This is a genomic window from Pedobacter agri (genome assembly GCF_032678665.1).
Taxonomy (GTDB): Bacteria; Bacteroidota; Bacteroidia; order Sphingobacteriales; family Sphingobacteriaceae; genus Pedobacter; species Pedobacter agri_A.
In genome coordinates, this window is the sequence record NZ_JAVTSH010000001.1 from 731905 (window position 1) to 756355 (window position 24451).

Below are 24451 nucleotides of genomic sequence, written 5' to 3' on the forward strand. Positions count from 1 at the left end.
AAGTATATTTGTTTATTAACGCCAAACTATTCCTGCCATGAAAAACATTTCAAGATTACGGTATTTTATTTATTTATCCTTAATAATTTTAGGAGGATGTACCACAGGAAAAAATGCCTTACAAAAGGGAGATTACGATGCCTCGGTTGCGAAGGCAGTGAGCAGATTGCAGAATTCGCCAAAAAACAGCGAAGCCATGCAAGTGCTAAAAACTGCGTACGATTTAGCCTTGCAGGATCATTTGCGTAAAATTAATGAAGCTAAAATGTCTAACGATTTATTCAGATGGGAATCAGTGATGTACGATTATCAAAAAATCAATCAATTGGCAGATGACATTAACAGCTGTCCGGCTTGTTTGGTCTTGGTGCCCAATCCTTCAAAATATTTGAAAGAAGTTGCCGAAAGTAAACTGAACGCAGCCGCAGCGAGGTATGAATCTGGATTGAGTTATCTCAACACGAACAACCGTCTATCGGCAAAAAAAGCTTATTACGAATTTGAAAAAACACAGAATTTACAGCCCAACTATAAGGATGTAAAAGTTAAAATGGAGGATGCTTATTGGGCTGCCGTTACTCGTGTGGTGGTTCAACCTATCATTTTGAATAGAGGTCCGTATAAATTAAGTGCCAATTATTTTCAACAACAAATCGATCAGTTTATCAGCAGTTACTCAAGAAATAAGTTTGTGATTTTTTATGGTGAAGAGCAAGCTACTACTCAAAAAATTGTTCCCGACCAGGTATTAAGTTTAAATTTTGATGATTTTGTGGTGGGACAAACCTATGTTAAAGAAAGGGTAGAAAAACTCAAACGCGATAGTGTAGTGATTGGCGAAACCCGGGAACGCAAACCCATTTATGGAACGGTAAGGGCTACGCTGAGTATTTTCGAAAAGAATATTTCTTCTTCAGGCTTACTGGATATGACAATCATGGATTGGCAAACGAAAAAAATTGTTCGTCAGCAAAAATTCCCGGGCACCTACATTTGGAGAGATAGCTGGGCGAGTTACAAGGGCGATGACCGGGCATTAGACAAAAATCAGTTTGCAATGACCAGAAGAAAGGAGATATTGCCACCCCCACCAAGTGCGCTGTTTCTGGAATTTACGAAGCCGATCTATAGTCAGCTGGTAGATAATATTAGTGCTTTTTATAATAATTATTAGCGTTAGTTTCGGTCTGTGGAGACACAGACCGAGACGTTGACATTTATACTCGTCACTTCCTTCGTCATCTCGAACGAGGCCAATTTTTCATTGGGCGAGGAGAGATCTTTTTCGAAGGATTTTTTGAATGAGCTCTCTCTGGCATGAATATGCCATTCGAGACGGGTGAATAGAGGTCTTTGGAGTTATTTAAATCAAATGATGCCGTAATCTTTGCAGTAAGCCACCAGCTGTTCGTTTTTAGAGAATTCAAGTGAATCTCTCAGGTTACCAAGCCGTTTTTCTATACTGCTTAAACCCGAAGGTTTAATATTATGTTGCTGAAGATAATTTGGAATGTCTTTTTGCAAAGTTCCCTTAGACAGTAAAGAAATTATGGTGACATCATAAGCCGTAAATTCAAAAGCATTTTTTTGCTTCACCGCAGGTTTTAAACTTTCTGACAGGTAGGTTTTATGTTGTGAGATATGCTCAATAGCTTTTTTCAGATCTTGTGCATCGTGGCGGGCTTTGCGAACATAAGCATTAATCTGCCAACCTTTAAAAAGATTGTCGATCAAAGCAGGGTTCGTTTCTGCAGAAAATACCAGCACTTTAATTTGAGGATGAATATGTTTAACCGCTTCAATCAATTCCACTCCTCCGGCAAGCTTTTGTATACGATGGTCTTCCTCGAAAGAAAGATCGGTAATCAACAAGTCAAAAGGCTGCTCATCAGCTAAGCTTTTTTGAATGTGCATCAGGGCTTCATCACAATAATAAGTATATTCCGCATCGGTAATGCCAAAATCTTCCAGCGTTTTTCTAACTGAAATACTTGTGCTTTCGTGGTCTTCTGCTATTAATACTCTTTTAAACATCGCTTTTTAATTAAGAAACCGGGACGGAAATATAAATCTTTAATCCTTTCTCCAATTTCGTTTCAAAGGTAACGGTCCCTCCAATCGCATCTATACGGGAAACCGTATTATTTAATCCATTGTTAAAATTTTTGCTTTCCGCCATACCTACGCCATTGTCGGTATAAAAAATGCTGATGCTGTTTTTTTCTTGTACGAATTTAATCACCACGGTATCGGCCTGGCTATGCTTTTTCATATTAACCATCAACTCCTGTAAAATATGTTCCAGTTCATATTGAGTATTGAGACTTACTTTTTCCCACATTGGCGCATTATTTCCAACGATAATAATTTTGGTGCTCAAGGTTGCGAAAGAAGTTAAAAGTGCTGATATTTTTTCATTGAACTGATGTTTATTTAGTTCAGGTTTGTCGTAAGAAATATCCCTTGATTTTTCATAGAGGTCTTCTATGCGATCGATAATCAGTTCGCGATCGATATCGGGTTGGTTTTCCATTTCGCTCATTACCCGATACAAGCCATTAGCCACCACATCGTGTACTTTTTTCGACGTTTTTAACTGATTTTGCTGGATAGCCTGTTGTTTTTCGAGCTCCATTTTTTGTTGTCTTTTTTTATACCAAAAGAAAGCAATGATGCTTGCCGCAATGAACAGTAAAAAACCTGAAGCCAATAATACTTCTCTTTTAATAAGCTGATTTTGGAGCACCAAATTGTCTGCCTTACTTTTTTCCGACTCATAACGGACAATGGCAAACTGATTTTTAGCTGCATTGCGGGCCGTTTGCACACTATCGTTCAAACGTTGATAAACATCGAAATACTTTTTAGTGGCCGTTGAAGGACTTAATGTAATTAGTTTTTGCAGCGCCTCAAGTTGATCATCAGCACTATTGATTTTTTTTGCAATCTGATACATGCTTATTGCATAAGTTAATGCCGAATCGGGATTTTTACGAGCATAAAAATCGGCCAAATGTGCGTAACTCGCGTTCAAACCCCAATCATCCTTTTCTGCTTTACGCATACTCAGTGCCTTTAATAGCTCGGGTGCGGCATTGTATTGCGAATTTGCCAACCACATGGTTTTTGCCCTATTGGAAAGGAAACGGGCATATTCCACCCGAGTTATTTTTTGGGCAAGAATCTGGTTATAAATTTTAAGAGATTGAGCATATTCGCTTAGTTTTTGATAAGCAAGCGCTTCATTATTTTGAGCGATCAGGGTATCATTTTTATCATCAAAAAAAGAGATTGCCTTATTAAAATAGCTTATGGCTAATGCATATTGTTTAAGCTTAATACTTGTACGCCCGAGTTGATTATAACATGATCCGATAACGGATTGATGAGACTTGTTATTTTCTTTGAGCAATTTCAAAGCTCTAGTTGCACTTTCCTGTGATCCGAAAAAATCGCCATGATCAAATTGAATCAATGACATGTAACAAAGTGCCCTGGCAGTTTCTAAATCATTTGTTTGCTTAGCGACTACTTGGTTAAAATAATAAAAAGCAGAGTCGTTACCAGCATCAAACATAGATTCTGCCTTAGCAAAAGCCATATCATTTTTAAGGTTGTAATTGGTTTTTTCCTTTTTACATGCAAACAAGAAAATAGATAATAGGAGGAGATAACTTTTCACAAGACAGCGTTTTCCCCAAATATAGAAAAAATGGCGGTTTAGATAACCGCCATTTCAGATATTATGGAGGCTATTTAGGTCTAATCGGCCCAGTTTCACCGCCCGTATCATCACCACCTGGGTCTTGATCTCCAGGGTCTTCATCGCCTGGATCTTCGCCGCCATTGCTATTTACGCTAACGGTTGTACCAGAACCGGCAGGTGGGGTATTGGTCGTTGAAGGGTTCACTAAGCCCAATAAAATGGCTATAAATAAAGGAATAAACATGATTCAAAAATTTTAGAATTGAAATACTTGCAGTTCTCCCCGACCATTCGGGGAGTTTGCTGCGGTGTAAATCAGAAGGCCTTCTGAAAATTTTTGGGAAGTGTTTGAGTTCCCGTCGCGGCTGTTTTTTAACTGCTTCCCAAACCAGTTATTGGCAACCGCGATGTTTACTCATTTTACCAAGCGGCGTTTGTAAAGTGCAGTTAATTAGATTGCGCTTCTGCCGTTTGCTGATACAAATATGGAGGGCTAAAATTTTAATATTTAGAGATTTCCGATCTTTCCGACAGAATTCCGATAATGCTTTGGAATTTCCGGAAATTCCGTTTCTTTGTGCCAATTAACGTCTCAATCATGCCTGAAAATCAAGATCATCCTATATTTAAAAAATATCAGAAAAGAAGAAATAACAATAAACTCTCTTCCAATCTTCACAATCCTACCCCTGCTTCTCTAAGAGATGAATGCCAGATTGTATATCAGGAAAAAGGAAAACCGAAAGATGATGTTATGCTGAGGACTTTTTTTGGTGCAATAAATCCTAATGAAGATTATACCAATAAAATAGCGGGATTTGATGTTGATAAATTTAAACCTCTTGTAAATTTTCTTAAAGGCACATCGAAAAGTACAAATTCGATTAATGTTGATCTTCTTAAATGGCTGATGGGTGAGGAGAATGAAGAATTTTTACCACCTCCGGATCCACAGGTTACTTCGAGTTCCTGGTATAAAAGAATTTTTCAATCTTTAAGAGCCAATGTTGCCATTACTGTTGTTTTACTTGCATTGCTTTTACTTGCAAGGCTGGGCCTTTATATCTGGGAAGAAAATGTTTTATCAGTTAAACTGCCTTCCGATAACGAAAAATGCATGTACTGGACTGGCTATCATTATCAACCAATTATGTGTAATGAGGCTAAACCAGGTTTTATCGTTATTCCTTTAAATGAAAATAAGCTTAAACGGATGCAAAAAATTCCGTATTGGGTAAAAGTGACCAAAAGAGATGTTGGCAAGCTTTGGAGAGCCAAAACAGTTGACGGGGTAGAACATTTTACTGATAGCGGGATGCATCCTGTTGATACTTCGAAAAGGTTGTTGCCATTAAGCAGTTATATGGTTGCAAAGTACCAAACGGAGAAAAATTTAATAACGGATATGCTTTACTGGACCTATTATATTGCTATATTTTCACTGACCCTTATCTTGGTGTTCCAATTGAAGAAAGGTAAGTTGAAAATCGCAAAATAATCAGATTTAACCTTAGGTTGTCCGGATAATATGGGCTGTAATTTGCCATAAATATTCTTTACTTTATTTGCAAGATGTTCCGCGTTGCCTCATTCGTGTTCATCAACTTTACGCTTGGCCACACCCATAAAACCTTTCGCTATATTTGTTTTTTCGACCTGAAATTCGTATATTTATGTAAATCAAACATGTAAAAGCCTATAGAAACAACCAGACTTAATTAAAATTGATCACATCAAATATCCCTTATGAAAAGATACATTTTAGCCATTTCAGGTCTGTTTTTTGTTGCTTTTTCACTCGTTTTTACATCGTGGAAAAAGAGCAATATTTTAGAGGAAAAAGCAATCAACGCGAACATTACGCCAATAAGAAATGCTTATCTAAGTTTTGCTGAGCACATTTATGATTCAGCGAATTTAAAGGCTTCCGGCCTTGAATTTCCGGTATTTGAGAAAGCCTTAACAGGCTTTTACAACCTCAAAAAATCTGGCCGTGTTTCCAATAGTCCTCTGTTAACCATTGCCGATTTCGACCAATCCAGTTCAAAGAAAAGATTGTATATCATTAACTTGGCCGAAGAACGCATGGTTTTAAATACATGGGTGGCTCATGGTCAAAAAAGTGGAGAAGATCAGGCGGTTACATTTTCCAATCAAAATGATTCTTATACCAGCAGTATTGGTTTTTATGTAACTGGCGAAGAATATCAAGGTGCTCACGGACGATCATTAAAGTTAGATGGAATGGATCCGGGATTTAACGACAATGCCCGCCTGCGGTCAATCGTGATTCATGGTGCACCTTATGTGAGTGAAGGTACCATCGCCGCCCTGGGCAGGTTGGGGAGAAGCCAGGGTTGCCCGGCAGTAGCGCCAGAGTTTTGTAATAAGGTAATTAACACGCTTGGCTCAGGCAGTGTGCTGTTTATTAATAAATCAGTGGCAGATTACCATTCTCCCTATTTAAATGAAAACAGTGCTGCCGTATTTGCCCAGTTACCGTCGATGTTAAATTCAGATTTGGCCAGCATAAACCTAGATTAAATCCGGGTAAGGTGGGTGTATAAAACAGCATCAAGCCCGTAAACATCTTTAACAAATTTCAGGCTGCCACTATTACTATCTTTCCAACAGGTAAAATAGCTTAGATAAACAGGAATTTTTGTCGGCAATGCAATATCCTCAGCTTTAGGATCATTGCTGGCCATTCCTTTCTCAATTCTATCAAACTTCGCTCCGGTACCGAATAGTGCCTGAGCAAGTTCCAGTGGTTTTTCAACGCGTACGCAGCCATGACTAACAGCCCTTACCGATTGATTGAAGGCAGCTTTAGCTGGTGTATCATGTAAATACACACTGCTTTGATTATTGAATAGGAATTTAATTTTTCCCAGCGAATTATCTTCTCCCGGCCTTTGTTTAAAAGTGTAGGATTTCCCGGTACCAGCGGAGGCAAAATCAATTGTTTCAGGATCATCAATTTTCTTGCCGTTGTAGAAAACATCTATGTTATTATTTGCCAGATAGTAAGGATCTTTGGCCGCATATTTTGTAATTTCATTGGTGGCAATACTTTCTGGAATGTTCCATACCGGATTTACCTGAACACTATGAATCATGCTTTTAAGTTGTGGTGTTTCGCGGTTAAAAGGGCGGTCTTTCTTTAAATCATTTTCATCATATTCTGTAAGTGAAGGCGCCTGATTCTTATTCCTTCCTTCGCCTACACAAACCTTCATTTGTAAAGTGGGTTTTCCATTTTCAATTACCTGAAGGTTATAATCAGGAATGTTAACCCAAACGTACTTATTTTCGGTAGGAAGATTTTTCCAACGCAATCGTTCCAGGTTAACCAGTAAAATGCGGTTGGTTTCTTCGGCTGATAAACCAGGAGCGGCAACCCGATCACGCAGTGCCGTTTGCAACAGTTTGTAATTTTCTGTTTTCGGCTGAATGCTATCTAAAAAAACGGTTAGATTCTCGGTTTCAAAAGGCTTTCTAAAACTGATGGAATCGGGTCGGGTTGTTGCCGTGTAGTATTGGGCATATATTCTTCTCGGACTGATCAATCCAAATTGCATCGCATTACTATAATCACTTAACGCTGCTGCAGATGTTAATTCCAGTGCAATCAAGGCTTCATAAGCCTCATCAACTGTTTTAATTTCTGCTTTATCATAAATTTTTTCAAGAAGTTTGCTGAGCTGTTCGGCCTTAAAAACTGATGGAGATAAACCATGTTCTTCAGCTTTATTGATGATTGCTAGCGCTTGTTTTAAACCACTATCTGCTAAATGTTTCATTACCATTACAGGTTCGAAATTGTGTTGCAAATAAAATGATGTTATAAAACCAGGATTACGAAATGTTTTGCCCTTTGCGGTAATTGCCGCTTTCATCTTCTCTCCGAAAATATCTGAGCTAATTTCTTTAAAAATTTTATTACCCGTTTCTTTACTTAGCGCTGCACCAATGTCAGACTGACTTTTTTTACAACCCGGGAAAACTGAGACGAAAAGTATTAGCATTAAAAACAGCCCTAATAACTTAGCGCTGATCGTTTTCTTAAAATCCATACCGATATAATGATGGTTTTGCTTTATTTGTTTTTTTGCTTGTGTATTGTTCTGATTTACAGCAGTTAATTATGAAGCTTAACTTATAATTTACCGCGTTTATAAAACCTGGCCCGATCAAAATGGTGGTGGTTGTAGAATTGATTTTGATCTAACTCAATTATGGTTTCTTCCATACGTAATGCAGCCGGACTACCGATGGCATTTCTGAATTCATCTTCTGTATTTTGGTCTACTTCTCCAGAAACATAGTAGGGAAGCGCCTTAAACTGGTCGGTATGAATGTTGGGAAGAATCACAATATCATCGTGATCATGCAAATGGGCAAGCCCGATAGGAATGAGCACACCTTTGTTTTCCAAGTCAACGCCCAAGTCATCAAGATCGATAATTAAATATCTTACTGCATTATTTTCCGGATCAAACAGTAAATCCCTAACCTTTCCGATTGATGTCGCTGCTTCGTTTTGAACGGTCCAGCCTTTTATATCGGCCTCTCCTTCGGTTAATTTGTAATCGCTGTGTGCTAATTCTTGTAATTTGCTGTAAGTATTTCCCTGGTTTTCCATATGATGCTGTCTTTTACAAATTGAGTTCTGGTAAGACAACAATGGCTTAAAGCAAAGGTTTTATTCAGTAATGATTGTATTAGAAATTAATAGCCCCTTTAGCTGTTGATTTTCATCATCGTTGATCGGTAATATGTTTCTAATCAACCTTAAAAGATCACCCTTATTACTCAGTTGTGATTTAATTAAAGATAAAATCAATTTTTCCTGCCCCTCATTCAAGCCCTTAAACAGCCTTGGCTGGATGCAGTAAAGTGCTTTAACCAGTTCGATAAATAATAACTTCTGCTCTGCCTTTGTTGCAGCAAATTCAGGCATCGATTGAGTGTTTTCAAATTTTCGGATCAATTCGCTGGCGGCATCGTCTTTTACAAACTCCTTTTGTTTTTGATTGACAATTTTTTGAAGGTCTTTGATGAGCTGTTTGAAAATTGGGCTTTGTGGATTTGAACCGAACATATTTGCCGTTTCCTCGGTATCATTAAATTGAAACAGGTTAAAATAATCTGATTCAACGTAAACACTGTGGTAAAAGTTGATGGCGTTGTTGTTAAAAGAGGTGAGTTGCTTAAAAACTTCCTTTTTATCGCTGTTTAAAAAGTAGTAATAAAACTTATCGCCAATTTTTTGATTCCAGCGGACAAAAGTTATGGTAAAGCTAAACCGGGAGGTGGAGGCATCTACGATTTCCCGCTCGAAAATTTCATGGTCGGCCAAAAGATCCTCGTATTTAATTCGGTTGCCGTTGATGCATAATTGAAAGTCATTTTTGCTGTTTAGCAGCAAAAACCAACCAAATTCCGATTTCAGGTAATTAATGAAAGCTTCGCTGGTAAAGGAATAAGCCGTTACGCCGAATAGGTTAATGAGCTTTAATCGCGTTCCGGTTTGCCTATTAACGGCAATTTGCCTGTTATCATCAGCATAATAATCCTTATTGCTGGCGCTGATCGTTACGTTGTAGTTGATATATTCATTTTCCCCTTCATCAAAAAATGTGGTGTTCCAAATGGCGGTTTGTGCAAAAGCAATAAATGAGAAACGGCCTTTACCTTTTTTACCGCGAACATAGGAGGAACGGTGATCGGAGCCACGTTTCAGCGAATCTAAAAAGGCTCCAAATGTTTGGTGGAGATTGCCCAGGTTAATTCCACTTCCATTATCGATGATCTCGATAGAAGGAATAAAATCTATTTCATTGGTATCAAAAACCAGATCGATTTTTGTAGCACCTGCATCATAACCATTCCATATCAATTCGGAAATGGCTTCCATGTAATCACGGGTGATTCCAGAAAATTCGACACTATTGTTGTTGATGCTGACCTTATTTTCCATGATGCGGCTGGTAAAAAAACAGCCGCAAATTACTAAATTAGTTAGTAATATTTTTGATTGTTAAAAACTAAAATTCAGGTTACGGAGATGCCATTGGTGATAACCGGTTGATCCAGTTTCCAGTTGTTTGCCGCAATTTGTTGTTTGAAACAATTTGTCCTGTAAATCGTATTGCGAAGAATCTGGCTGCTGTGATTCCTTAACCATTCATGCCTTACATTTACATAGTTGGTAACCCATTCTTTTTCCAATCCTCCTTTAGCAGGTACAACTGTTGGAAAACGATTCCGTAAAAACGGAAGTATGCTACCTGAATGAATCTCGCTATCGTATATCACCAAAAAACTTAAAGGTAGGCTAAATCCATTTTTTTTAAACCACTGTTCCGCTACCTTAAAATATTTTTTGTCGAACAGCTCATCCTGGCATTGTTTCATCATAGGGTCAACTTTGCCGGCATCGATAAGTGCAGTGCAAAATATCGAATCAGTAGCCAAACTAGGTTGTTTTCCAATTCTGGAAATATAGGGTTTGAGTATGCTGGCAAACATCCCATTCCGATTAACATAATCGATGATCAGGTCTTTCAAATAACCAAATTCAGTGGTTTGAGATCGGCCATAAGTTACTTGCACAATCCTGGTTTTGCTCACCGGATCATCATAGTCAGCATGTTTGGCAATAATGTGGTACTTACCGGAAATGGAACCTGTTTCAAATACATTCACAACCTGCTCAATCTTTTTCTTTACCTGTGGGGTGATCAATGAACCATCATTTACAGGCGCATCATCTACAAATTCATTTTCCACCAGCTTTAATCCACCACCCCAATAGTAATTATTCTGGGCATCTTTATACCAATCGCCAAGGTCGGGGTTGGTGATGCCTAAAACTTTTTCACCATCAAAAATAAAACCCCTAAAAACTGCTCCGGCCAGGTTTGTTTGATCGGAAAGCGAAGCGGGTACCGATGTTCTTTTGTTCAGCTTGTTTACGTTTACCATAAATTTGCTCATTTTTTACAGCCTCCTGTTCTGTTTAATGAATATGAGTTTTGCGGATGTTACCTGACTAATTTTGGTGGAAATGGTCCGTTGTTAGCGGGTTTTGGATACCAATAACTTTTTTCTCCATCGCTTTCTATGCTTTTGATAATTTCAGCAAGCATTGGTGGTCGGTAGCTTGCATCGTAATAGTACCTTTCCAATACAGACTGATCGATGCTTTGCCTGGTTTCATCATCAAGCTTAATTTCGCGAATGGCCTTCGGGGTGATATTGAAAGGAAAAATAAGTGAACTGTAGAGTTTGCCCGTATACGCATTTGGCGCTACATATCTTTTTAAAAAGTCGGCTTCAAAGCCCAACCCAGCAGCTTTTGCTTTTTCAACCATCCAGCTAAAAGCAATGTCGCTCAAACCTGTTTCTCGATAGCCCCCGCCGATATTGGAGTGTACGCCACAAAACCACCGTTGCTCTAAAACCTGCGGATTTACCTGATCTGTTGCAGCATTTTTGTCCTGAATCCAAAGGGTAGGCGTAAAACTGCTTCGCTTTTCGTCAATAGCTAAAGCGTGGTAGGCAAAATCGATGTAGCTACTCAATGCGGTGTCATGAAATTGATATTTTGATGCATTGTACGGCCTGAAAAGCGAAAGCGGGATGCCCAATGAACCAACAGTGTCCCAAACACCCACAAATTTGATGCGGCTTTCGAAACTGTTTCGCTCCCTAAATGCGGTGGCCTTTTCGCCACTAGGCGCCCAATCGAGTTCCGTACGCCTCCGATAATAGTTGTAGGCCTGGTCAATTAAACTTAAATCGTTGTTTTTGATGATCCCACAATTGCGGATCATTCCAGCTAAACTGCGGGCTGTATACGCTCCTCTACTAAAACCAAAAAGGTAAATCTCATCTCCCTTAACAAAATTCCAAACCAGAAATTTATAGGCGCTAACGATGTTATGGTCTAACCCGAATCCGGTGGCGCCATCCAGATATCTGCGCAACTTACTGCCCGAAGTTCCAACACCATCAGTATAATATTTGATTTGCTCAACGCCTTTATCATCTGTATTGCAAATGCTTTCGAACATTTTTTGCACATTGGTACGGATAGGCAAACCGTCTTCACTATCGCCCGGACTGTTCCAGGTTCCATCGCAACAAATAATAATTCTTTTCATATTAATGATTTATTATTGGTGTAGGTGCTGCGATAATTTGTAGCGTGAAAACGAAGTTTACCCTTACAAATCCATTGTTTATAAGTTGCATTTTTGGGATCATTTAGATTATTCCATGAAAACTATTTATTGCCAAAAACAGTAAGCAAGGAGATGGTTTACTCTATATGCGTGTACCTTAATTTTTAAGAAATGAAAAGTCAGATTAACAGCGGGAACGAATCTTGAACGAAGGATATGGGATAATTAGATTTAAAGATAAATGATAACGAATTGATTGTCAATACCTAATATTCGGTATTCTTGAGATGAGATGAAATTGCAAGGAAAACAAAAATTGTTTAAAAACGAGAAAGCCTCATATCTCTATGAGGCTATATTGAATGTCTTATAAGTATCCACCGATAAAACTAAACCAAACAAACTATATCATAAACACAAGAGTAATGGCTTTGTTTTAAGATTTAAAAAAAAATAAAAAAATGTAATCTGGTAACTCTTTAGGCGTTGATTCTTTTTTTGGATAAATATTTCCGAATAGGAATGTCAAACAGAATCATTGTTAAGTAGGCCAGGGAAACCAAAGCGACTAATCCGCAGCTGATTACCAGTGCCAGTTTTATGCCTTCAGGTTTGTAAGTATTATAATAATTGGCGAATACCCAAATGGCCATATAATGAGTCATGTAAAGCGGATAGGAAATTTTTCCGGAAAATATGCATAGTTTATGCAGGCCTTGTGTGGCCGCGGTGCCCGCACCAAGTGAAACCAGTAAGGGAAAATAGATAAGCACCACAAAGGTTTCTGTTAACCAGTTATACGCTGAGTAGGGCATAAAAAAAGCCAGCAGCAAAAGAATAGATAGGCCGACAAACCCGAGTTTATTTTTGATGATCCAATTGTACCGGTAAATAATTAAGCCTGCCAGGAAGGAATAAAATATTCTGGCTCCGCCTTCCCAAAAATTTTCGCCTGCCCAACCGCCCAACAGCGAACCTGCCTGATAGGCTACACTTATTAAAATCGCAGCGGCGATGAATACCAAAACAATCAGGTATTTTTTTGGCAATCTATAAAGTACAAAGGCGTAAAAGATATTTGCTACATATTCCCAAAATAACGACCAGGCGGGTGCATTCAGGCCAAAATTATTGAAATATCGATCTTCCATGGTAGGGAAGGGAATTAATAAGGCCGAAGTAAGGAAGAGTAAAGTAATTTTGCCAATGCTGTACGCCGCGGCAGTTCCGCTAAAAGGATCGAAAAGGAAGGTTAGTAACCCCAGTACCGAGCCAAAAATAACCAAAGGATGCAATCGGATTACCCTGGATTTGAAAAATTCCATAATGCCCATCTTGCCCAACCGATCGTCATATGCATAAGCGATCACAAAACCTGACAGGCAGAAAAAAAAGTCAACCGCTAAAAAACCATGACCAAGTACGTTTTTGCTAAATTCGAATACCACCTCCATAAAGTGAAATGCGACGATTGCCAGTGCGGCAACACCTCTTAATCCATCAAGGATATTAAAATGTTGTTTTGTTTTTAAAAGGTTTGGGCTTACGTTGGTCATGTTATACGGGCTGCTGAATGCTAATAAGCGAGAGCTGCATAAACAAGGATACAGAAATGGCCAGATTATGCCAAATAAAACTTAAGCAGATTTTTTCATGGGACAAAATAAAAGGACTTTCAGTTTAGTGAAAGTCCTTTTGTATGTTTATTTAGTAACTCCCAAAGTTAATCATCCATTGAATGCCAAATTTATCTTTAAAGCTTCCAAAATAATCACCCCAAAACATATCTTCCATTGGCATTTCGATGGTTCCTCCAGCTGATAAACCATCAAAAAGTTTATCTGCATCTTCCCTGCTTTCAGCCGCCAGATGAACGTACATGTTATTGCCTTCTTTTAACACATGCCCGGCAGACGGAATACAATCAGAAGCCATCAAAATGGTATGCTCATTTATTGGAAGAGCCACGTGCATCACTCTGTTCCGTTCATCTTCAGGTAATTTATCCGATTCAGGCGCATCACTCATTTTCTTAAAAAAGATAAATTCTCCCCCTAAAACAGATTTATAAAAATTAAAAGCTTCTTCAGCCTGGCCGTCGAAGTTTAAATATGGGTGCATGGTTCTCATAACTTATTTTTGTTTATGCTAAGTTATAAAAGCCAAAAAAGTTTAATGGGTGCAAATGAGACAAAAAAGAGGGGTCTTCTGACGGTAACCCATTAATAATAGGCGTCTTACTAAATCAACTGATGCACTTCACCACCTGTTAGCGTTTTCATTAAACTATACGTATCGGCCACCACCCAATGCTCAATTATTTTTTCATCCCGAAAGCGAACAATATTTACTTCCTCATATTCAATCTGTTTACCAGTTGCTGCAATATTCAGGAAAGTTTCCTTGTGGGTACCGCTTACTGTAAATTTGCACATCACTTTGTCGCCATCACCCAAAATATCATCAAATTTTACTTTTAGATCAGGGAAACCGAGTTTGAAAACCTCTACCGTATCATAAAAAGCCTTTGTACCTTCCCGTTGCCATGGAAATGTTTTGTGCACTTTTACGCCACTATCAACGAACTGATCTATTGCATCTAAATTTGCCTGATTGAAAAGCTCATCAAAAAATACTTTGCAAATCGCTTTGTTTTTCTCTACTTGATTATCCATATCTCTTATATTTTTTGTTGAAGATGTAATTATTAAACAAGGTTGATTTAATGTTGTTTCCTCAATTTTAAAATCGATCGAACAGCACCAATAAACTTCCGTTTTGTTTTCTTTTGATAAAAATTATATTACAAATCGTTTCAATTGCTTTTATTTATTAATTTAGAATACATCAATCACTTACTCATGTTCAAAAAAGCTTTCCATCATCTTTACCTGCTAATTTCTATTTCATTCTTCGCCTGCTCTCCCAAAGTTGCTGTAAACAAAAATAATCCGAATGAAATCAGGGTTTTAAGTTATAACATCCATCACGCCAATCCACCATCAAAATCAAAAGAGGGATTAATCGATATTGATGCCATTGCAAAAGTGATTGCTTCCCAGTCGCCTGATTTGGTGGCTTTGCAGGAAGTTGATGTGAATACGAAGCGCTCGGGAAATATCAACGAAGCTGTGCTTTTAGCAACCAAACTAAAGATGAATTTTTACTTTTTTAAAGCTATTGATCACGATGGAGGTGACTATGGCGTTGCCATTCTTTCGAGATATCCTTTGAGTGATCCTCAAACTTATCGCCTTCCGAATAATCAGGATCCAAAAGCCGAACCACGGATTCTAGGAATGGGAACAGCAAGCTTGCCAGATGGCAGAAAGATTCGTTTCGCCGCTACACACCTGGATGCACAAAGACCTGAAGAAAACCGGATGATGCAGGTGAAAGAAATAAACCGGATAACAGAAAGCGAAAGTTTGCCCTTAATCCTGGCGGGAGATTTAAATGCTGATCCAAATTCGGAAAGCATTAAAATTTTCGATCAGCAATTTGTAAGAAGCTGTGAAGCCTGTGGCTTTACCATTCCGGTAATCAATCCGCGGCATACCATTGATCACATCGCTTATAAAAAAGGGAATAATTTTAAAGTGATTTCGCACCAGGTAATTAATGAAACTTATGCATCTGATCATCTGCCGGTTTTGGCGGTGTTCCAACTAAACAGGTAACAGCATCAACTAAGCAAACAAAAATATGAATCGTAGAAATTTACTAAAAACCTTAAGCCTGAGTTTGGGCGCTACAGTGGTGAGTACAGATGTGCTGGCCCGGCTGGCTGAAAATACTTATAGCTACCGCATTCCCGATCATCCCTTGCACCGCCCTTTGGATAAACCCATTACGGCGATAACTTGTGGTGCAGGAAACCGCGGAACAGTTTATGGTAATTTTGCATCGAAATTTCCCGATCAGATAAAAATTATAGGCGTTGCGGAGCCCGTTCAGTTTAGGAATGAACGATACGCTAAAAAGCATAATATTACCGATGCCAACAGGTTCAATACCTGGGAAGACGTTTTCAAAAAGCCTAAAATGGCCGATGCTGTAATCATTTCGATGCCCGATAATTTGCACTACGAACCTTGTATGCAGGCTTTAAAAATGGGCTATGATGTGCTTTTGGAAAAACCCATTGCGCCAACAGAGAAAGAATGCCGCGATATTTTAGCGCTGGCAAAAAAGACGGGAAAAATTGTGGCCGTTTGCCACGTGTTGCGTTACGCTCCTTATTTTGTAAAAATGAAAGAGCTATTGGCCAAAGGCGCCATCGGCGAAGTCATCAGTATTCAGCATTTTGAACCGATTGAGCACACGCACATGGCACACTCTTACGTACGTGGAAACTGGCATAATTCAAAACAAACTACGCCGATTATTTTGGCAAAATCTTGCCACGATTTAGATATCATGAAATGGGTAATCAACAAAAAAGCGCAACGCATTGTGGCCATGGGCGATTTGAAGTGGTTTAAAAAAGAAAACGCACCTAAAGGCAGCACAGCCAGGTGCACCGATGGTTGTGCTGTGGAACGGACTTGCCCTTATTCTGCCATTAAAGAATATGTTGACAGAAATTCGAGAACAGCGGTTTTGGATATTCCTGAAGGCACAACTGACCGGAAAGCAGCGGTTTTAGAAAAGTTGAAAACAACCAATTATGGACGTTGCGTGTATCAAATGGATAACGATCAGCCTGATCATTATGTTACGAGCATTCAATTTAGCGATAGTGTAACCGCAAGCTTTTCAATGGAGGCATTTACATCTTACCATGATCGGCGAACCAGGATTATGGGCTCTATGGGTGATATGGTTGGCGATATGACGGAGTTGGTTGTGCATGATTTTAAAACCAGGCAAGAAACCAAATTTATTCCTAAAGCCGAAGATGTAGATGGTTACAAAAATAGCGGCCATGGTGGTGGAGATTGGTTGCTGGTAAGGGATTTTGTACAGGCGGTGGCGCAGCAAAATCCGGCCTTACTTACCTCAACTATTGATGAATCGATAGAAAGCCATATTATGGGTTTTATGGCAGAAGCAAGCAGGAAAAACGGCAAGGTAATGGACGTGAAAATTTAAACAAGCAGGAGCAATGAAAATTGGTCCTGCTTGTTTTTAAAAACATTCTACTTCCCAAAAGCGTTCCCAGTTTTTACCAGGTGCTAGTAATGTAATTCCTTCCTTGCGTTGCAATTGATGATCGTGGTTCACGCCATCGGCTACGCCACACCAGGGCTCCAGGCAAATAAATGGTGCATCTTTTGCCGCCCAGATACCGAAAAACGGAAAGTCTTCGAAGTGAAAATGTAAACCGTAATCGTTTTTTTGATTCAACAAACTGATACAACTGCTTTGCAGGGTTTTAAAAACCAATGCATCGTTGTAAAATAGTTCATGTTTAAGGTTCAATCTATGCCCATCAAGCTCGATGCTTTCCGTTTCATTGGCTACCAATCCATCTTCCAGTTTCCAGTAGGTTAATTTTTCATCCGTATTAAAAGCCAGGTAATAATCGTCGTAAGTGGTGTTAGGCGTATTTGGAACAGCAAAAGCCGGATGTGCGCCAATTGAGAATAGAAGTTCATCATTTCCTGTATTGATCACCTCATAGGTTAAGTTTAATTTTCTGTCAATAAGCCTGTAAATCAGCCTTAATTCGAAGTGAAATGGATAAACCTTGAGGGTTTCATCGCTTTGCGTTAAAGTAAAAATGGCTTCAGTACTACTTACTTTTTCAACTTTAAAAACATGATCACGGGCAAATCCATGTCTTGGTAATTCATATCGCTTTCCGTTATAATTAAAATGGTCGTCTTTTAAAGATCCAACAATGGGAAATAAAACCGGACTATGTTTTGCCCAATACTTTGGGTCGGCATTCCACAAATATTCTATTTCAGTTTCTTTACTATACAGGCCTTGAAGTTCTGCTCCTTCAGCATTAAGGCTTACTTTTAAATAATCGTTTTCGAGGGTTATCATTACATTTTAAAAGTAACAAAATAGTGGTGGTTTAGAAACAATTTTATTAAATTTGATTCATTCCCTTAGGCAAGACATGCTTCTTTTAAAATTTTAGCTTTGGTTTTAAAATTTTGGGTTCATTACTTCGGGGATGAATCGCGTCTATCTCAAAAAAATTAGCATTGTTATGCCTGTCGATCTATCTAAATTATCAAACTCAAAAGTTAAAACTGCCATTACAGCACTTCAAAATGGCGATGCAAAAACCTGGTTTACGTTATTTACTGATGATGTACAGCTATTTGACGACGGAAATCAGATGCAGTTCAACAATTTTTTTAAAAAAGCATTGGGCCATGAGCGCTTTACCAGCATTGATAGGGTAGAGAATAACGGTTTAGAAGTGTATGGAAATTTTCATTCCGATCAGTGGGGAGATTTTAAAACCTATTTCAAATTTCAATTAGGTAAAGAGGGAAAGATCAGTAGACTGGATATCGGGCAGGCTTCCTTTTAAGCTTGGAGTCTTTAGTCCAAAAATAAGCTAGTCGCTTCATGGCATCGGACTAAAGACTTCAGAAAACCTATCCTTTTTCTTCCCAAATCGCCGCAATGTTGATAATTGTTTGCACTGCTTTTTCCATATCCTGAACGCTTACCCATTCTTGTTTACTGTGAAAAGCATGTTCGCCGGCAAAAATATTTGGGCAAGGTAACCCCATGAATGATAAACGCGAACCATCAGTTCCGCCACGAATACTTTGTGGTTTTGCTACCACGCCAGCCCTTTCAATGGCCTCAATACCGTATTCAACAATTTTCGGATGTTTATCCAGCACCTGTTTCATGTTGCGGTATTGTGCTTTTATTTTGAGCGAATAGGTTGAATTTGGATAATTTTCCATGATCTTTTTTACCGAGTCCTCTAAAAATTTTCCATGTTCGGCTAATTTCTCATCGGTGAAATCTCTGATGATAAAATGGGCTTCTGCTTGTTCTACCTGCCCGCTGAAACTTACAGGATGAATAAAACCTTCTTTTTGATGGGTAGCTTCGGGCGTTAAAGTTTCTTTTGGTAAAGTAGCAATGATATCGGCCAATATTTTGATTGCGCTTTCCATTTTACCTTTGGCAAAACCTGGGTGTGTACTCACGCCATGAATTGATAGTACTGCTCCATCGGCCGAAAAAGTTTCATCTTCAATTGATCCTAAGGTTTCGCCATCAATGGTATATCCAAAATCGGCGCCTAATTTTTCAAGATTCACCTTATCCACACCTCTTCCAATTTCTTCATCGGGCGTAAAAAGGATTTTTATGGTGCCATGTTTTACGTTTTGATTTTTCATCAGGAAACTTGCTGCTTCCATTATTTCGGCTAAGCCTGCTTTATTGTCTGCACCTAAAAGTGTTGTGCCACTTGCGGTGATAATATCATTTCCTATTTGATGTTTTAGGTCTTTATGTTCAGCCATTTTTAACACAATAGTCTGATCATCTGGCAGGATTAAATCCTGGCCTTGATAATTGTCATGAATAATCGGTTTTACATTTTCGCCGCTACAATCTGGCGAAGTATCCATGTGCGAACAAAAGAAAATCACGGGTAAATTTTTATCGCTTGTAGCCGGAATGGTTCCATAAACATAACCATTTTCATCCATTTCAGCATCAGAAACGCCCATTTCCAATAATTCCTGAACCAACTCCTTACCTAAGTTTTTTTGCTTTTCAGTAGAAGGACAAGTCGGTGAAAGTGGATCTGATTGCGTATCTATTTTGGCATATTTGATAAATCTTTGTTCTAAAGATTTGTTAAAGTTGGTGTACTTGCTCATAATTCAAAGGTAAAAGTTATAGATATTGAATAAACATATTATTTTTGTAAAAAAACGATATGACTTTAAGCCCGTTGAAGACTACATCACTCACTGTTTTATTTTTGTTCCTGGTTACATTTTCATTTGCTCAATCAAATTATTTTAAATGGTCGTGGGGCTTGGGTGGTGGTATCAATTATTCAAAAACCGATGTGGTTGAGGGGAATTGGGGTTACACAGTTGCCGGAGAAATTAACCATCATTTTACGCCTTTTGTTACCGGAGGCCTCGAAGCGCAATTCGGAATGGTTCAAGGTGGCGACATTGTAACCGATCCGCACAACCGCCAATTTGTTAATAAATATGCCAGCGTTACCGCAAATTTAAAAGTCCAACTGGGCGAGTTTATCAATTATGATAGAAGGCCTTTTTGGGAAGCTATAAAAGGAGCCTATCTTGGTTTAGGGGTTGGAGTAATTAATAATAACATTACCGATATTGTGCGTTATAAGCCAGATTGGGCTGCTTTCGACCCTGGTTACGGACCATTTCCTGGCGTAGATAAAGGCCTGAATATGATCGTGCCGATTAATCTTGGCCTTAATTATTACATCAATGATGGTTATGGCTACGTTCGTTATGTAATTAACTTCAATGCTCAAAGTAACTTTACCTTTGGCGAAGGTTTAGATGGATACAATGATCCATCAACCAAATTTAAAAACTACGACCCGGACACTTTCAATGTTTATAGCATCGGTGTAAAATACTTCTTCGGAAACATTAAGGCTTACCGCAAGTTTTTTTAATTCCTATTGTCATCTTATTTAAATCACTTTGTATGAGAAATTTGTTTGTCATGTGTTTTCTATTCCTCAACTTAAAAACAATGGCACAAAAAACACCTTTCGAAATTAGTGGTAAAACTGAAACGGCAACTTACGATCAGGCGATTACTTTTTATAAAAATCTTGCCAAAACTTATCCTCAAACAAAGCTGCTAAGTTATGGGAACACCGATTTTGGCAAACCGCTGCATCTTTTGGTTTTATCGAAGGATAAAGTTTTCGAGCCAGCCGAAATCAGGCAAAAAAACAAAAGAATTTTACTGATCAACAATGGTATCCACCCGGGCGAACCCGAAGGAATAGATGCTTCAATGATGTTGGCCAGAGATTTGTTAAAGGCCGGCCAGCTTCCTGAAGATGTGGTCATCTGCATCATTCCGGTTTACAATATCGACGGCAGTTTTAATAGAACAGGAACTTCAAGAGCCAATCAGAACGGGCCGGTGGCGTATGGGTTTCGTGGCAATAGCAAAAACCTTGATCTAAACCGCGATTTCATTAAAACCGATTCAAAAAACTCCGCCGCTTTTCAATTGATTTTTAATACCTGGCAGCCGGAAATTTTTGTCGACACGCATACAAGTAACGGTGCTGATTACCAGTATGTGATGACCCTGATTCCGACGCAAAAAGATAAGCTGAATCCGATTTTATCAAATTATTTAACGAAAACACTCGTTCCCGATTTATATGCTGGCATGGAGAAAAAGGGTTATCCGATGATTCCCTATGTAAATTCGTTCGGCGAAATACCAGAAACAGGAATAGCGGGTTTTATCGAATCACCACGTTACTCTACCGGTTACACCACGTTACACAATACGATTGGTTTTATGCCCGAAACGCATATGCTTAAAGCTTACGATTTGCGTGTGGATGCTACTTATAAACTTTTGCAGACCTATATCGGTGTGGTGCAACGCGATGCCAAACTTATTGGCGAAAATAAGCGCAAAGCGGATGATTTTGTAGCTGCTCAACAAGAATTTCCACTGGCCTGGAAGCTGAACAAATCTCTTGAAAACGATTTACCATTTAAAGGTTTCGAATCGGGCAAAAAGCCAAGTGCAGTTAGCGGAACCGATCGTTTGTTTTACGATCGCAAGAAGCCCTTTACCAAAACCATTAAAGAATGGAACAACTACGAACCTGCAGTTTCCGTGAAAAAACCTGTTGCCTATATTATTCCAAAGGCTTGGGATAAAGTAATTACCTTGCTAAAACTCAATAATGTTAAAGTAGAAGAGTTGAAAACAGATTCGAAAATTGCTGTTGAAAGTTACTATATCACCGATTTTAAAACGGTCACTCGTCCGTACGAAGGGCATTATTTACACTCAGCAGTAACTGTTAATCCCGTCCAAAATACCTTACAGTATTACACTGGCGATTTTGTAGTTTATGTAAACCAGAAAACCAACCGATATATTGTAGAAACCCTGGAACCGCAGGCAACAGATTCTTACTTCAACTGGAACTTTTTCGATTCTATTTTGGATATGAAGGAGCATTACTCGGCCTATGTTTTTGAAGATACAGCAGCAGAACTACTGAAGAATAATCCGGAGCTGAAAAATAAATTAGAGGCTAAAAAGGCTGCGGACGCAGACTTTGCGAAGAATGGCGCTGCACAACTTGATTTTGTGTATAAAAATTCTGATTATTACGAGAAAACACACAATAGATATCCGGTGGCCCGTTTGGTAACAGATGTAAAGCTCGATTTAAAATAAGAAAATGGAATACCTCAGCATTGCTCCAGTAGCATCAGTCATATTTGTATTTACCATTGTAACCAGCCTTTATGCTTTTTACGATCAAAGCCTTTACGGCAAATTTATGCTGCATCCTTACAGTGTATCAAAAGGGCAAAACGTTTATACTTTAATTACAAGTGGGCTTATCCACGCCGACTGGATGCACCTGTTTTTTAATATGTTTACTTTCTATGCCTTTGGCTTTGCTTTAGAGCAAATGATAGGGAGCTGGCAGTTCGGTTTAATGTATTTCCTGGCGTTGATATTAAGCGATTTGCCTACAGTGTTCAGACATAAAGATGATTTTCATTACAATAGCTTAGGTGCTTCCGGCGCCATCAGCGGTGTTTTATTCAGTTTCATTTTATTTAACCCAATGGCCGAAATCGGCATTTTATTTATTCCTTTTGGCATTCCGGCGGTAATATTTGGAGGTTTGTACCTGATTTACTGCGTTTATGCTTCCAAAAATTCGAGAGATAACATTAACCATGATGCGCACTTTTTTGGTGCCTTAACCGGATTAATTTTTACCATTATTTTCGTGCCCGGGATATTGCAAAACTTTTTCTCCATCATTGCCGCTAAACTGGGCATGTAGCTTATCCCGCTTGCGGTAAGCATGGCCTTTCAAAAAAGCTCATCGGGTGGTCAGGATCTTTAATGATTTCGAATTTAACATAACCCCAGGGTTTCCAGAAATTCTCGAGCACTTGCGCATAAATTTTATGTTGCCAAACATCAAACAGGGGCTTGGTCATATTCCCCCGAAGTGGCATGGCCTCAATGTAAGTGGTGCCTTCTACGGGCATAAACGTATACTCAGGCAAGCGGTTAAACAGATAGGCAGAATAATAAAAACGAGCAGTTAATTCTTCAAACTGTTCAGCCGTCAACGCTTTGTCTTTTATTTCATTGATGATTTCCTGATGATATCTTTTGTTTGTTCCGTTATCCTGCAGGCAGGCAACAATACCGAAATCTTTCATTTTTAAAGAAAACGTTAACGTGTTAATTTCATCGCGGAAGCTAAAAGGCGTTTCTTCGTTTTCGAGTTTTACCACGGTAATAGACCAGGGCGTAAAATCTTCAAATTCGATGCTGGTATATAAATTCTGCATCATGAAATTCAGGTTGGCGAATTTCATCATTAAAGATTGCGACATGTTTAAACCATCGGCAGTCATTTCTTTGCGTAAAGCAGAATGCATTTCGATGTATACAAAACCATATAAAAACTTGCCGATCCAGTTAAATAAATCCAGTTCGGGCAAAGCTGAGACTGCATCATAACCCTTAGCAAAAGCGTTTTCAATTTTATCTTCCAGTGGATTGATGAATTGCGCATTAACTTCGCTGTTTACCGGTATAACCAACGTATTGTACGAACGAATACTTTCATCCAGAAACTGGATTTGTTCCTCACCGGTTAAGCCAGCCTGCTCCAATAACCATTTCGGAATCAACGGAACCTGCAATACAGGTGAGTTAAAAGTGTGGCCACTTAAGAAACATTTTTTGTACAGAAAGTCGAAACTTTGGAAAGGATTGTATAAGCCAGTATTCATCGCTGCAATATTAGCCATTATATTTTTAGGGCTCGGTAAGGATGATTTTTTTTAACCTTGGGATTACAACACCACCAGTTTCCCTATGTTTTTATTTCAAAGGAGAAGCCTTTCGCCGACTGTGATAATCTTTTACGAGAAGCATCATGCCGAGTTTTTTAAACCATATGGCCGATCTCCTTACGTCACTGCGAAACCTGTTTTTCACAGGCTGTGGCAATCTTACCGTTTACGCAGCAAAACCATTTGAGTTTTATTAAACCATATAGGTATTTAGAACATATAGATAATTTTCTACTCCATTCGCTCCTTCTCATCCGCCGAATACGTCATTGCGAAGCCTGTTTTTCACAGCCTGTGGCAATCTTACCGTTTACCCCGCAAAACCATTTGAGTTTTATTAAACCATATAGGTATTTAGAACATATAGATAATTTTCTACGCCATCCGCTCCTCCTCATCCGCCGAATACGCCATTACGAAGCCTGTTTTTCACAGGCTGTGGCAGTCTCATCATTTGCCGTAAAACCATTTGAGTTCTATTAAACCATATAGGCATTTAGAACATATAGATAATTTTC

23 protein-coding genes are annotated in these 24451 nt (G+C 38.8%); 9 read left to right on the plus strand and 14 right to left on the minus strand.

The annotated features are described in order from the left end of the window. Positions 1 to 37: 37 nt before the first annotated feature. A complete protein-coding gene (locus R2Q70_RS03315) occupies positions 38 to 1174 on the plus strand; it encodes a hypothetical protein (RefSeq protein WP_316806236.1) in 1137 nt (378 codons plus the stop codon). 194 nt (positions 1175 to 1368) lie between these two features. Here the strand turns inward: R2Q70_RS03315 and R2Q70_RS03320 are convergent, their stop codons facing one another. From R2Q70_RS03320 to R2Q70_RS03330, 3 genes are all read right to left on the minus strand, one after another. Next, positions 1369 to 2034 carry a response regulator gene (locus R2Q70_RS03320; protein ID WP_316806237.1) on the minus strand — a complete coding sequence of 222 codons (666 nt, stop codon included), beginning with the start codon at positions 2032 to 2034 and terminating at the stop codon, positions 1369 to 1371. Positions 2035 to 2044: 10 nt separating this feature from the next. Then, positions 2045 to 3682 (minus strand): ATP-binding protein, encoded by a 1638-nt coding sequence (locus tag R2Q70_RS03325; RefSeq protein ID WP_316806238.1) that lies wholly within the window; start codon positions 3680 to 3682, stop codon positions 2045 to 2047. Between the two features lie 70 nt (positions 3683 to 3752). Continuing rightward, a complete protein-coding gene (locus R2Q70_RS03330) occupies positions 3753 to 3950 on the minus strand; it encodes a hypothetical protein (RefSeq protein WP_316806239.1) in 198 nt (65 codons plus the stop codon). Positions 3951 to 4304: 354 nt separating this feature from the next. Here R2Q70_RS03330 and R2Q70_RS03335 point away from each other — a divergent pair, with 354 nt between their 5' ends. Beyond that, positions 4305 to 5204: a hypothetical protein gene (locus tag R2Q70_RS03335; protein ID WP_316806240.1), complete on the plus strand. Its 900-nt coding sequence runs from the start codon at positions 4305 to 4307 to the stop codon at positions 5202 to 5204. A 248-nt stretch (positions 5205 to 5452) separates the two neighbouring features. After that, positions 5453 to 6250 carry a murein L,D-transpeptidase catalytic domain family protein gene (locus R2Q70_RS03340; protein ID WP_316806241.1) on the plus strand — a complete coding sequence of 266 codons (798 nt, stop codon included), beginning with the start codon at positions 5453 to 5455 and terminating at the stop codon, positions 6248 to 6250. Here R2Q70_RS03340 and R2Q70_RS03345 read toward each other — a convergent pair. The 8 genes from R2Q70_RS03345 to R2Q70_RS03380 form a co-directional block, all read right to left on the minus strand. After that, the gene (locus R2Q70_RS03345; RefSeq protein ID WP_316806242.1) at positions 6247 to 7782 is read right to left on the minus strand and encodes a L,D-transpeptidase family protein; all 1536 of its coding nucleotides are present in this window, start codon (positions 7780 to 7782) and stop codon (positions 6247 to 6249) included. The two genes, R2Q70_RS03340 and R2Q70_RS03345, sit on opposite strands and share 4 nt — an antisense overlap. An 83-nt stretch (positions 7783 to 7865) precedes the next feature. Next, positions 7866 to 8351, minus strand: coding sequence for a PRC-barrel domain-containing protein (locus R2Q70_RS03350; protein ID WP_316806243.1), 486 nt, complete (start codon positions 8349 to 8351; stop codon positions 7866 to 7868). Between the two features lie 60 nt (positions 8352 to 8411). After that, positions 8412 to 9689, minus strand: coding sequence for an ATP-binding protein (locus R2Q70_RS03355; protein WP_316806244.1), 1278 nt, complete (start codon positions 9687 to 9689; stop codon positions 8412 to 8414). A gap of 74 nt (positions 9690 to 9763) precedes the next feature. Then, complete coding sequence (locus R2Q70_RS03360; RefSeq protein ID WP_316806245.1) at positions 9764 to 10708, minus strand: chitosanase; 945 nt, start codon at positions 10706 to 10708, stop codon at positions 9764 to 9766. Positions 10709 to 10755: 47 nt separating this feature from the next. Continuing rightward, a complete protein-coding gene (locus R2Q70_RS03365; RefSeq protein WP_316806246.1) occupies positions 10756 to 11877 on the minus strand; it encodes a DUF2235 domain-containing protein in 1122 nt (373 codons plus the stop codon). A gap of 500 nt (positions 11878 to 12377) precedes the next feature. Continuing rightward, positions 12378 to 13454 (minus strand): acyltransferase, encoded by a 1077-nt coding sequence (locus tag R2Q70_RS03370; protein WP_316806247.1) that lies wholly within the window; start codon positions 13452 to 13454, stop codon positions 12378 to 12380. 151 nt (positions 13455 to 13605) lie between these two features. Further along, positions 13606 to 14028, minus strand: coding sequence for a VOC family protein (locus R2Q70_RS03375; RefSeq protein WP_316806248.1), 423 nt, complete (start codon positions 14026 to 14028; stop codon positions 13606 to 13608). A 110-nt stretch (positions 14029 to 14138) separates the two neighbouring features. Next, positions 14139 to 14573, minus strand: a complete 435-nt coding sequence (locus tag R2Q70_RS03380; RefSeq protein ID WP_316806249.1) for an ester cyclase — start codon at positions 14571 to 14573, stop codon at positions 14139 to 14141. Between the two features lie 186 nt (positions 14574 to 14759). On the opposite strand from R2Q70_RS03380, the gene R2Q70_RS03385 reads away from it, so the two are divergent. Both R2Q70_RS03385 and R2Q70_RS03390 read left to right on the plus strand, forming a co-directional pair. After that, complete coding sequence (locus tag R2Q70_RS03385) at positions 14760 to 15578, plus strand: endonuclease/exonuclease/phosphatase family protein (RefSeq protein WP_316806250.1); 819 nt, start codon at positions 14760 to 14762, stop codon at positions 15576 to 15578. A 25-nt stretch (positions 15579 to 15603) separates the two neighbouring features. Next, positions 15604 to 16992: a Gfo/Idh/MocA family oxidoreductase gene (locus tag R2Q70_RS03390; RefSeq protein ID WP_316806251.1), complete on the plus strand. Its 1389-nt coding sequence runs from the start codon at positions 15604 to 15606 to the stop codon at positions 16990 to 16992. 36 nt (positions 16993 to 17028) lie between these two features. Here R2Q70_RS03390 and R2Q70_RS03395 read toward each other — a convergent pair whose 3' ends face one another. After that, on the minus strand, positions 17029 to 17895 hold the full coding sequence (locus R2Q70_RS03395; protein WP_316806252.1) for an aldose 1-epimerase family protein: 867 nt from the start codon (positions 17893 to 17895) through the stop codon (positions 17029 to 17031). Positions 17896 to 18064: 169 nt separating this feature from the next. Between R2Q70_RS03395 and R2Q70_RS03400 the strand changes: the two genes are divergently transcribed. Beyond that, complete coding sequence (locus R2Q70_RS03400) at positions 18065 to 18394, plus strand: hypothetical protein (RefSeq protein WP_316806253.1); 330 nt, start codon at positions 18065 to 18067, stop codon at positions 18392 to 18394. Between the two features lie 67 nt (positions 18395 to 18461). Here R2Q70_RS03400 and pepT read toward each other — a convergent pair whose 3' ends face one another. Continuing rightward, the gene (gene pepT / locus R2Q70_RS03405; RefSeq protein ID WP_316806254.1) at positions 18462 to 19715 is read right to left on the minus strand and encodes a peptidase T; all 1254 of its coding nucleotides are present in this window, start codon (positions 19713 to 19715) and stop codon (positions 18462 to 18464) included. Positions 19716 to 19774: 59 nt separating this feature from the next. On the opposite strand from pepT, the gene R2Q70_RS03410 reads away from it, so the two are divergent. The 3 genes from R2Q70_RS03410 (at position 19775) to R2Q70_RS03420 (ending at position 22903) form a co-directional block, all read left to right on the plus strand. After that, entirely contained in the window at positions 19775 to 20506 is a 732-nt protein-coding gene (locus R2Q70_RS03410) for a hypothetical protein (protein ID WP_316806255.1), read from the plus strand. Between the two features lie 80 nt (positions 20507 to 20586). After that, a complete protein-coding gene (locus tag R2Q70_RS03415) occupies positions 20587 to 22278 on the plus strand; it encodes a M14 family zinc carboxypeptidase (protein ID WP_316806256.1) in 1692 nt (563 codons plus the stop codon). Positions 22279 to 22282: 4 nt separating this feature from the next. Next, positions 22283 to 22903 carry a rhomboid family intramembrane serine protease gene (locus R2Q70_RS03420; protein ID WP_316806257.1) on the plus strand — a complete coding sequence of 207 codons (621 nt, stop codon included), beginning with the start codon at positions 22283 to 22285 and terminating at the stop codon, positions 22901 to 22903. 1 nt (position 22904) lies between these two features. Here R2Q70_RS03420 and R2Q70_RS03425 read toward each other — a convergent pair whose 3' ends face one another. Next, positions 22905 to 23888, minus strand: a complete 984-nt coding sequence (locus R2Q70_RS03425) for a hypothetical protein (RefSeq protein ID WP_316806258.1) — start codon at positions 23886 to 23888, stop codon at positions 22905 to 22907. Positions 23889 to 24451 lie beyond the last annotated feature (563 nt).

Excerpts from the sequence above, each read along its gene's own strand:
- R2Q70_RS03315 (WP_316806236.1), top strand. The coding sequence starts at position 38 with ATGAAAAACATTTCAAGATTACGGTATTTTATTTATTTATCCTTAATA.
- R2Q70_RS03320 (WP_316806237.1), bottom strand. The coding sequence starts at position 2,034 with ATGTTTAAAAGAGTATTAATAGCAGAAGACCACGAAAGCACAAGTATT.
- R2Q70_RS03330 (WP_316806239.1), bottom strand. The coding sequence starts at position 3,950 with ATGTTTATTCCTTTATTTATAGCCATTTTATTGGGCTTAGTGAACCCT.
- R2Q70_RS03335 (WP_316806240.1), top strand. The coding sequence starts at position 4,305 with ATGCCTGAAAATCAAGATCATCCTATATTTAAAAAATATCAGAAAAGA.
- R2Q70_RS03340 (WP_316806241.1), top strand. The coding sequence starts at position 5,453 with ATGAAAAGATACATTTTAGCCATTTCAGGTCTGTTTTTTGTTGCTTTT.
- R2Q70_RS03345 (WP_316806242.1), bottom strand. The coding sequence starts at position 7,782 with ATGGATTTTAAGAAAACGATCAGCGCTAAGTTATTAGGGCTGTTTTTA.
- R2Q70_RS03350 (WP_316806243.1), bottom strand. The coding sequence starts at position 8,351 with ATGGAAAACCAGGGAAATACTTACAGCAAATTACAAGAATTAGCACAC.
- R2Q70_RS03355 (WP_316806244.1), bottom strand. The coding sequence starts at position 9,689 with ATGGAAAATAAGGTCAGCATCAACAACAATAGTGTCGAATTTTCTGGA.
- R2Q70_RS03360 (WP_316806245.1), bottom strand. The coding sequence starts at position 10,708 with ATGAGCAAATTTATGGTAAACGTAAACAAGCTGAACAAAAGAACATCG.
- R2Q70_RS03365 (WP_316806246.1), bottom strand. The coding sequence starts at position 11,877 with ATGAAAAGAATTATTATTTGTTGCGATGGAACCTGGAACAGTCCGGGC.
- R2Q70_RS03370 (WP_316806247.1), bottom strand. The coding sequence starts at position 13,454 with ATGACCAACGTAAGCCCAAACCTTTTAAAAACAAAACAACATTTTAAT.
- R2Q70_RS03375 (WP_316806248.1), bottom strand. The coding sequence starts at position 14,028 with ATGAGAACCATGCACCCATATTTAAACTTCGACGGCCAGGCTGAAGAA.
- R2Q70_RS03380 (WP_316806249.1), bottom strand. The coding sequence starts at position 14,573 with ATGGATAATCAAGTAGAGAAAAACAAAGCGATTTGCAAAGTATTTTTT.
- R2Q70_RS03385 (WP_316806250.1), top strand. The coding sequence starts at position 14,760 with ATGTTCAAAAAAGCTTTCCATCATCTTTACCTGCTAATTTCTATTTCA.
- R2Q70_RS03390 (WP_316806251.1), top strand. The coding sequence starts at position 15,604 with ATGAATCGTAGAAATTTACTAAAAACCTTAAGCCTGAGTTTGGGCGCT.
- R2Q70_RS03395 (WP_316806252.1), bottom strand. The coding sequence starts at position 17,895 with ATGATAACCCTCGAAAACGATTATTTAAAAGTAAGCCTTAATGCTGAA.
- R2Q70_RS03400 (WP_316806253.1), top strand. The coding sequence starts at position 18,065 with ATGCCTGTCGATCTATCTAAATTATCAAACTCAAAAGTTAAAACTGCC.
- pepT (WP_316806254.1), bottom strand. The coding sequence starts at position 19,715 with ATGAGCAAGTACACCAACTTTAACAAATCTTTAGAACAAAGATTTATC.
- R2Q70_RS03410 (WP_316806255.1), top strand. The coding sequence starts at position 19,775 with ATGACTTTAAGCCCGTTGAAGACTACATCACTCACTGTTTTATTTTTG.
- R2Q70_RS03415 (WP_316806256.1), top strand. The coding sequence starts at position 20,587 with ATGGCACAAAAAACACCTTTCGAAATTAGTGGTAAAACTGAAACGGCA.
- R2Q70_RS03420 (WP_316806257.1), top strand. The coding sequence starts at position 22,283 with ATGGAATACCTCAGCATTGCTCCAGTAGCATCAGTCATATTTGTATTT.
- R2Q70_RS03425 (WP_316806258.1), bottom strand. The coding sequence starts at position 23,888 with ATGGCTAATATTGCAGCGATGAATACTGGCTTATACAATCCTTTCCAA.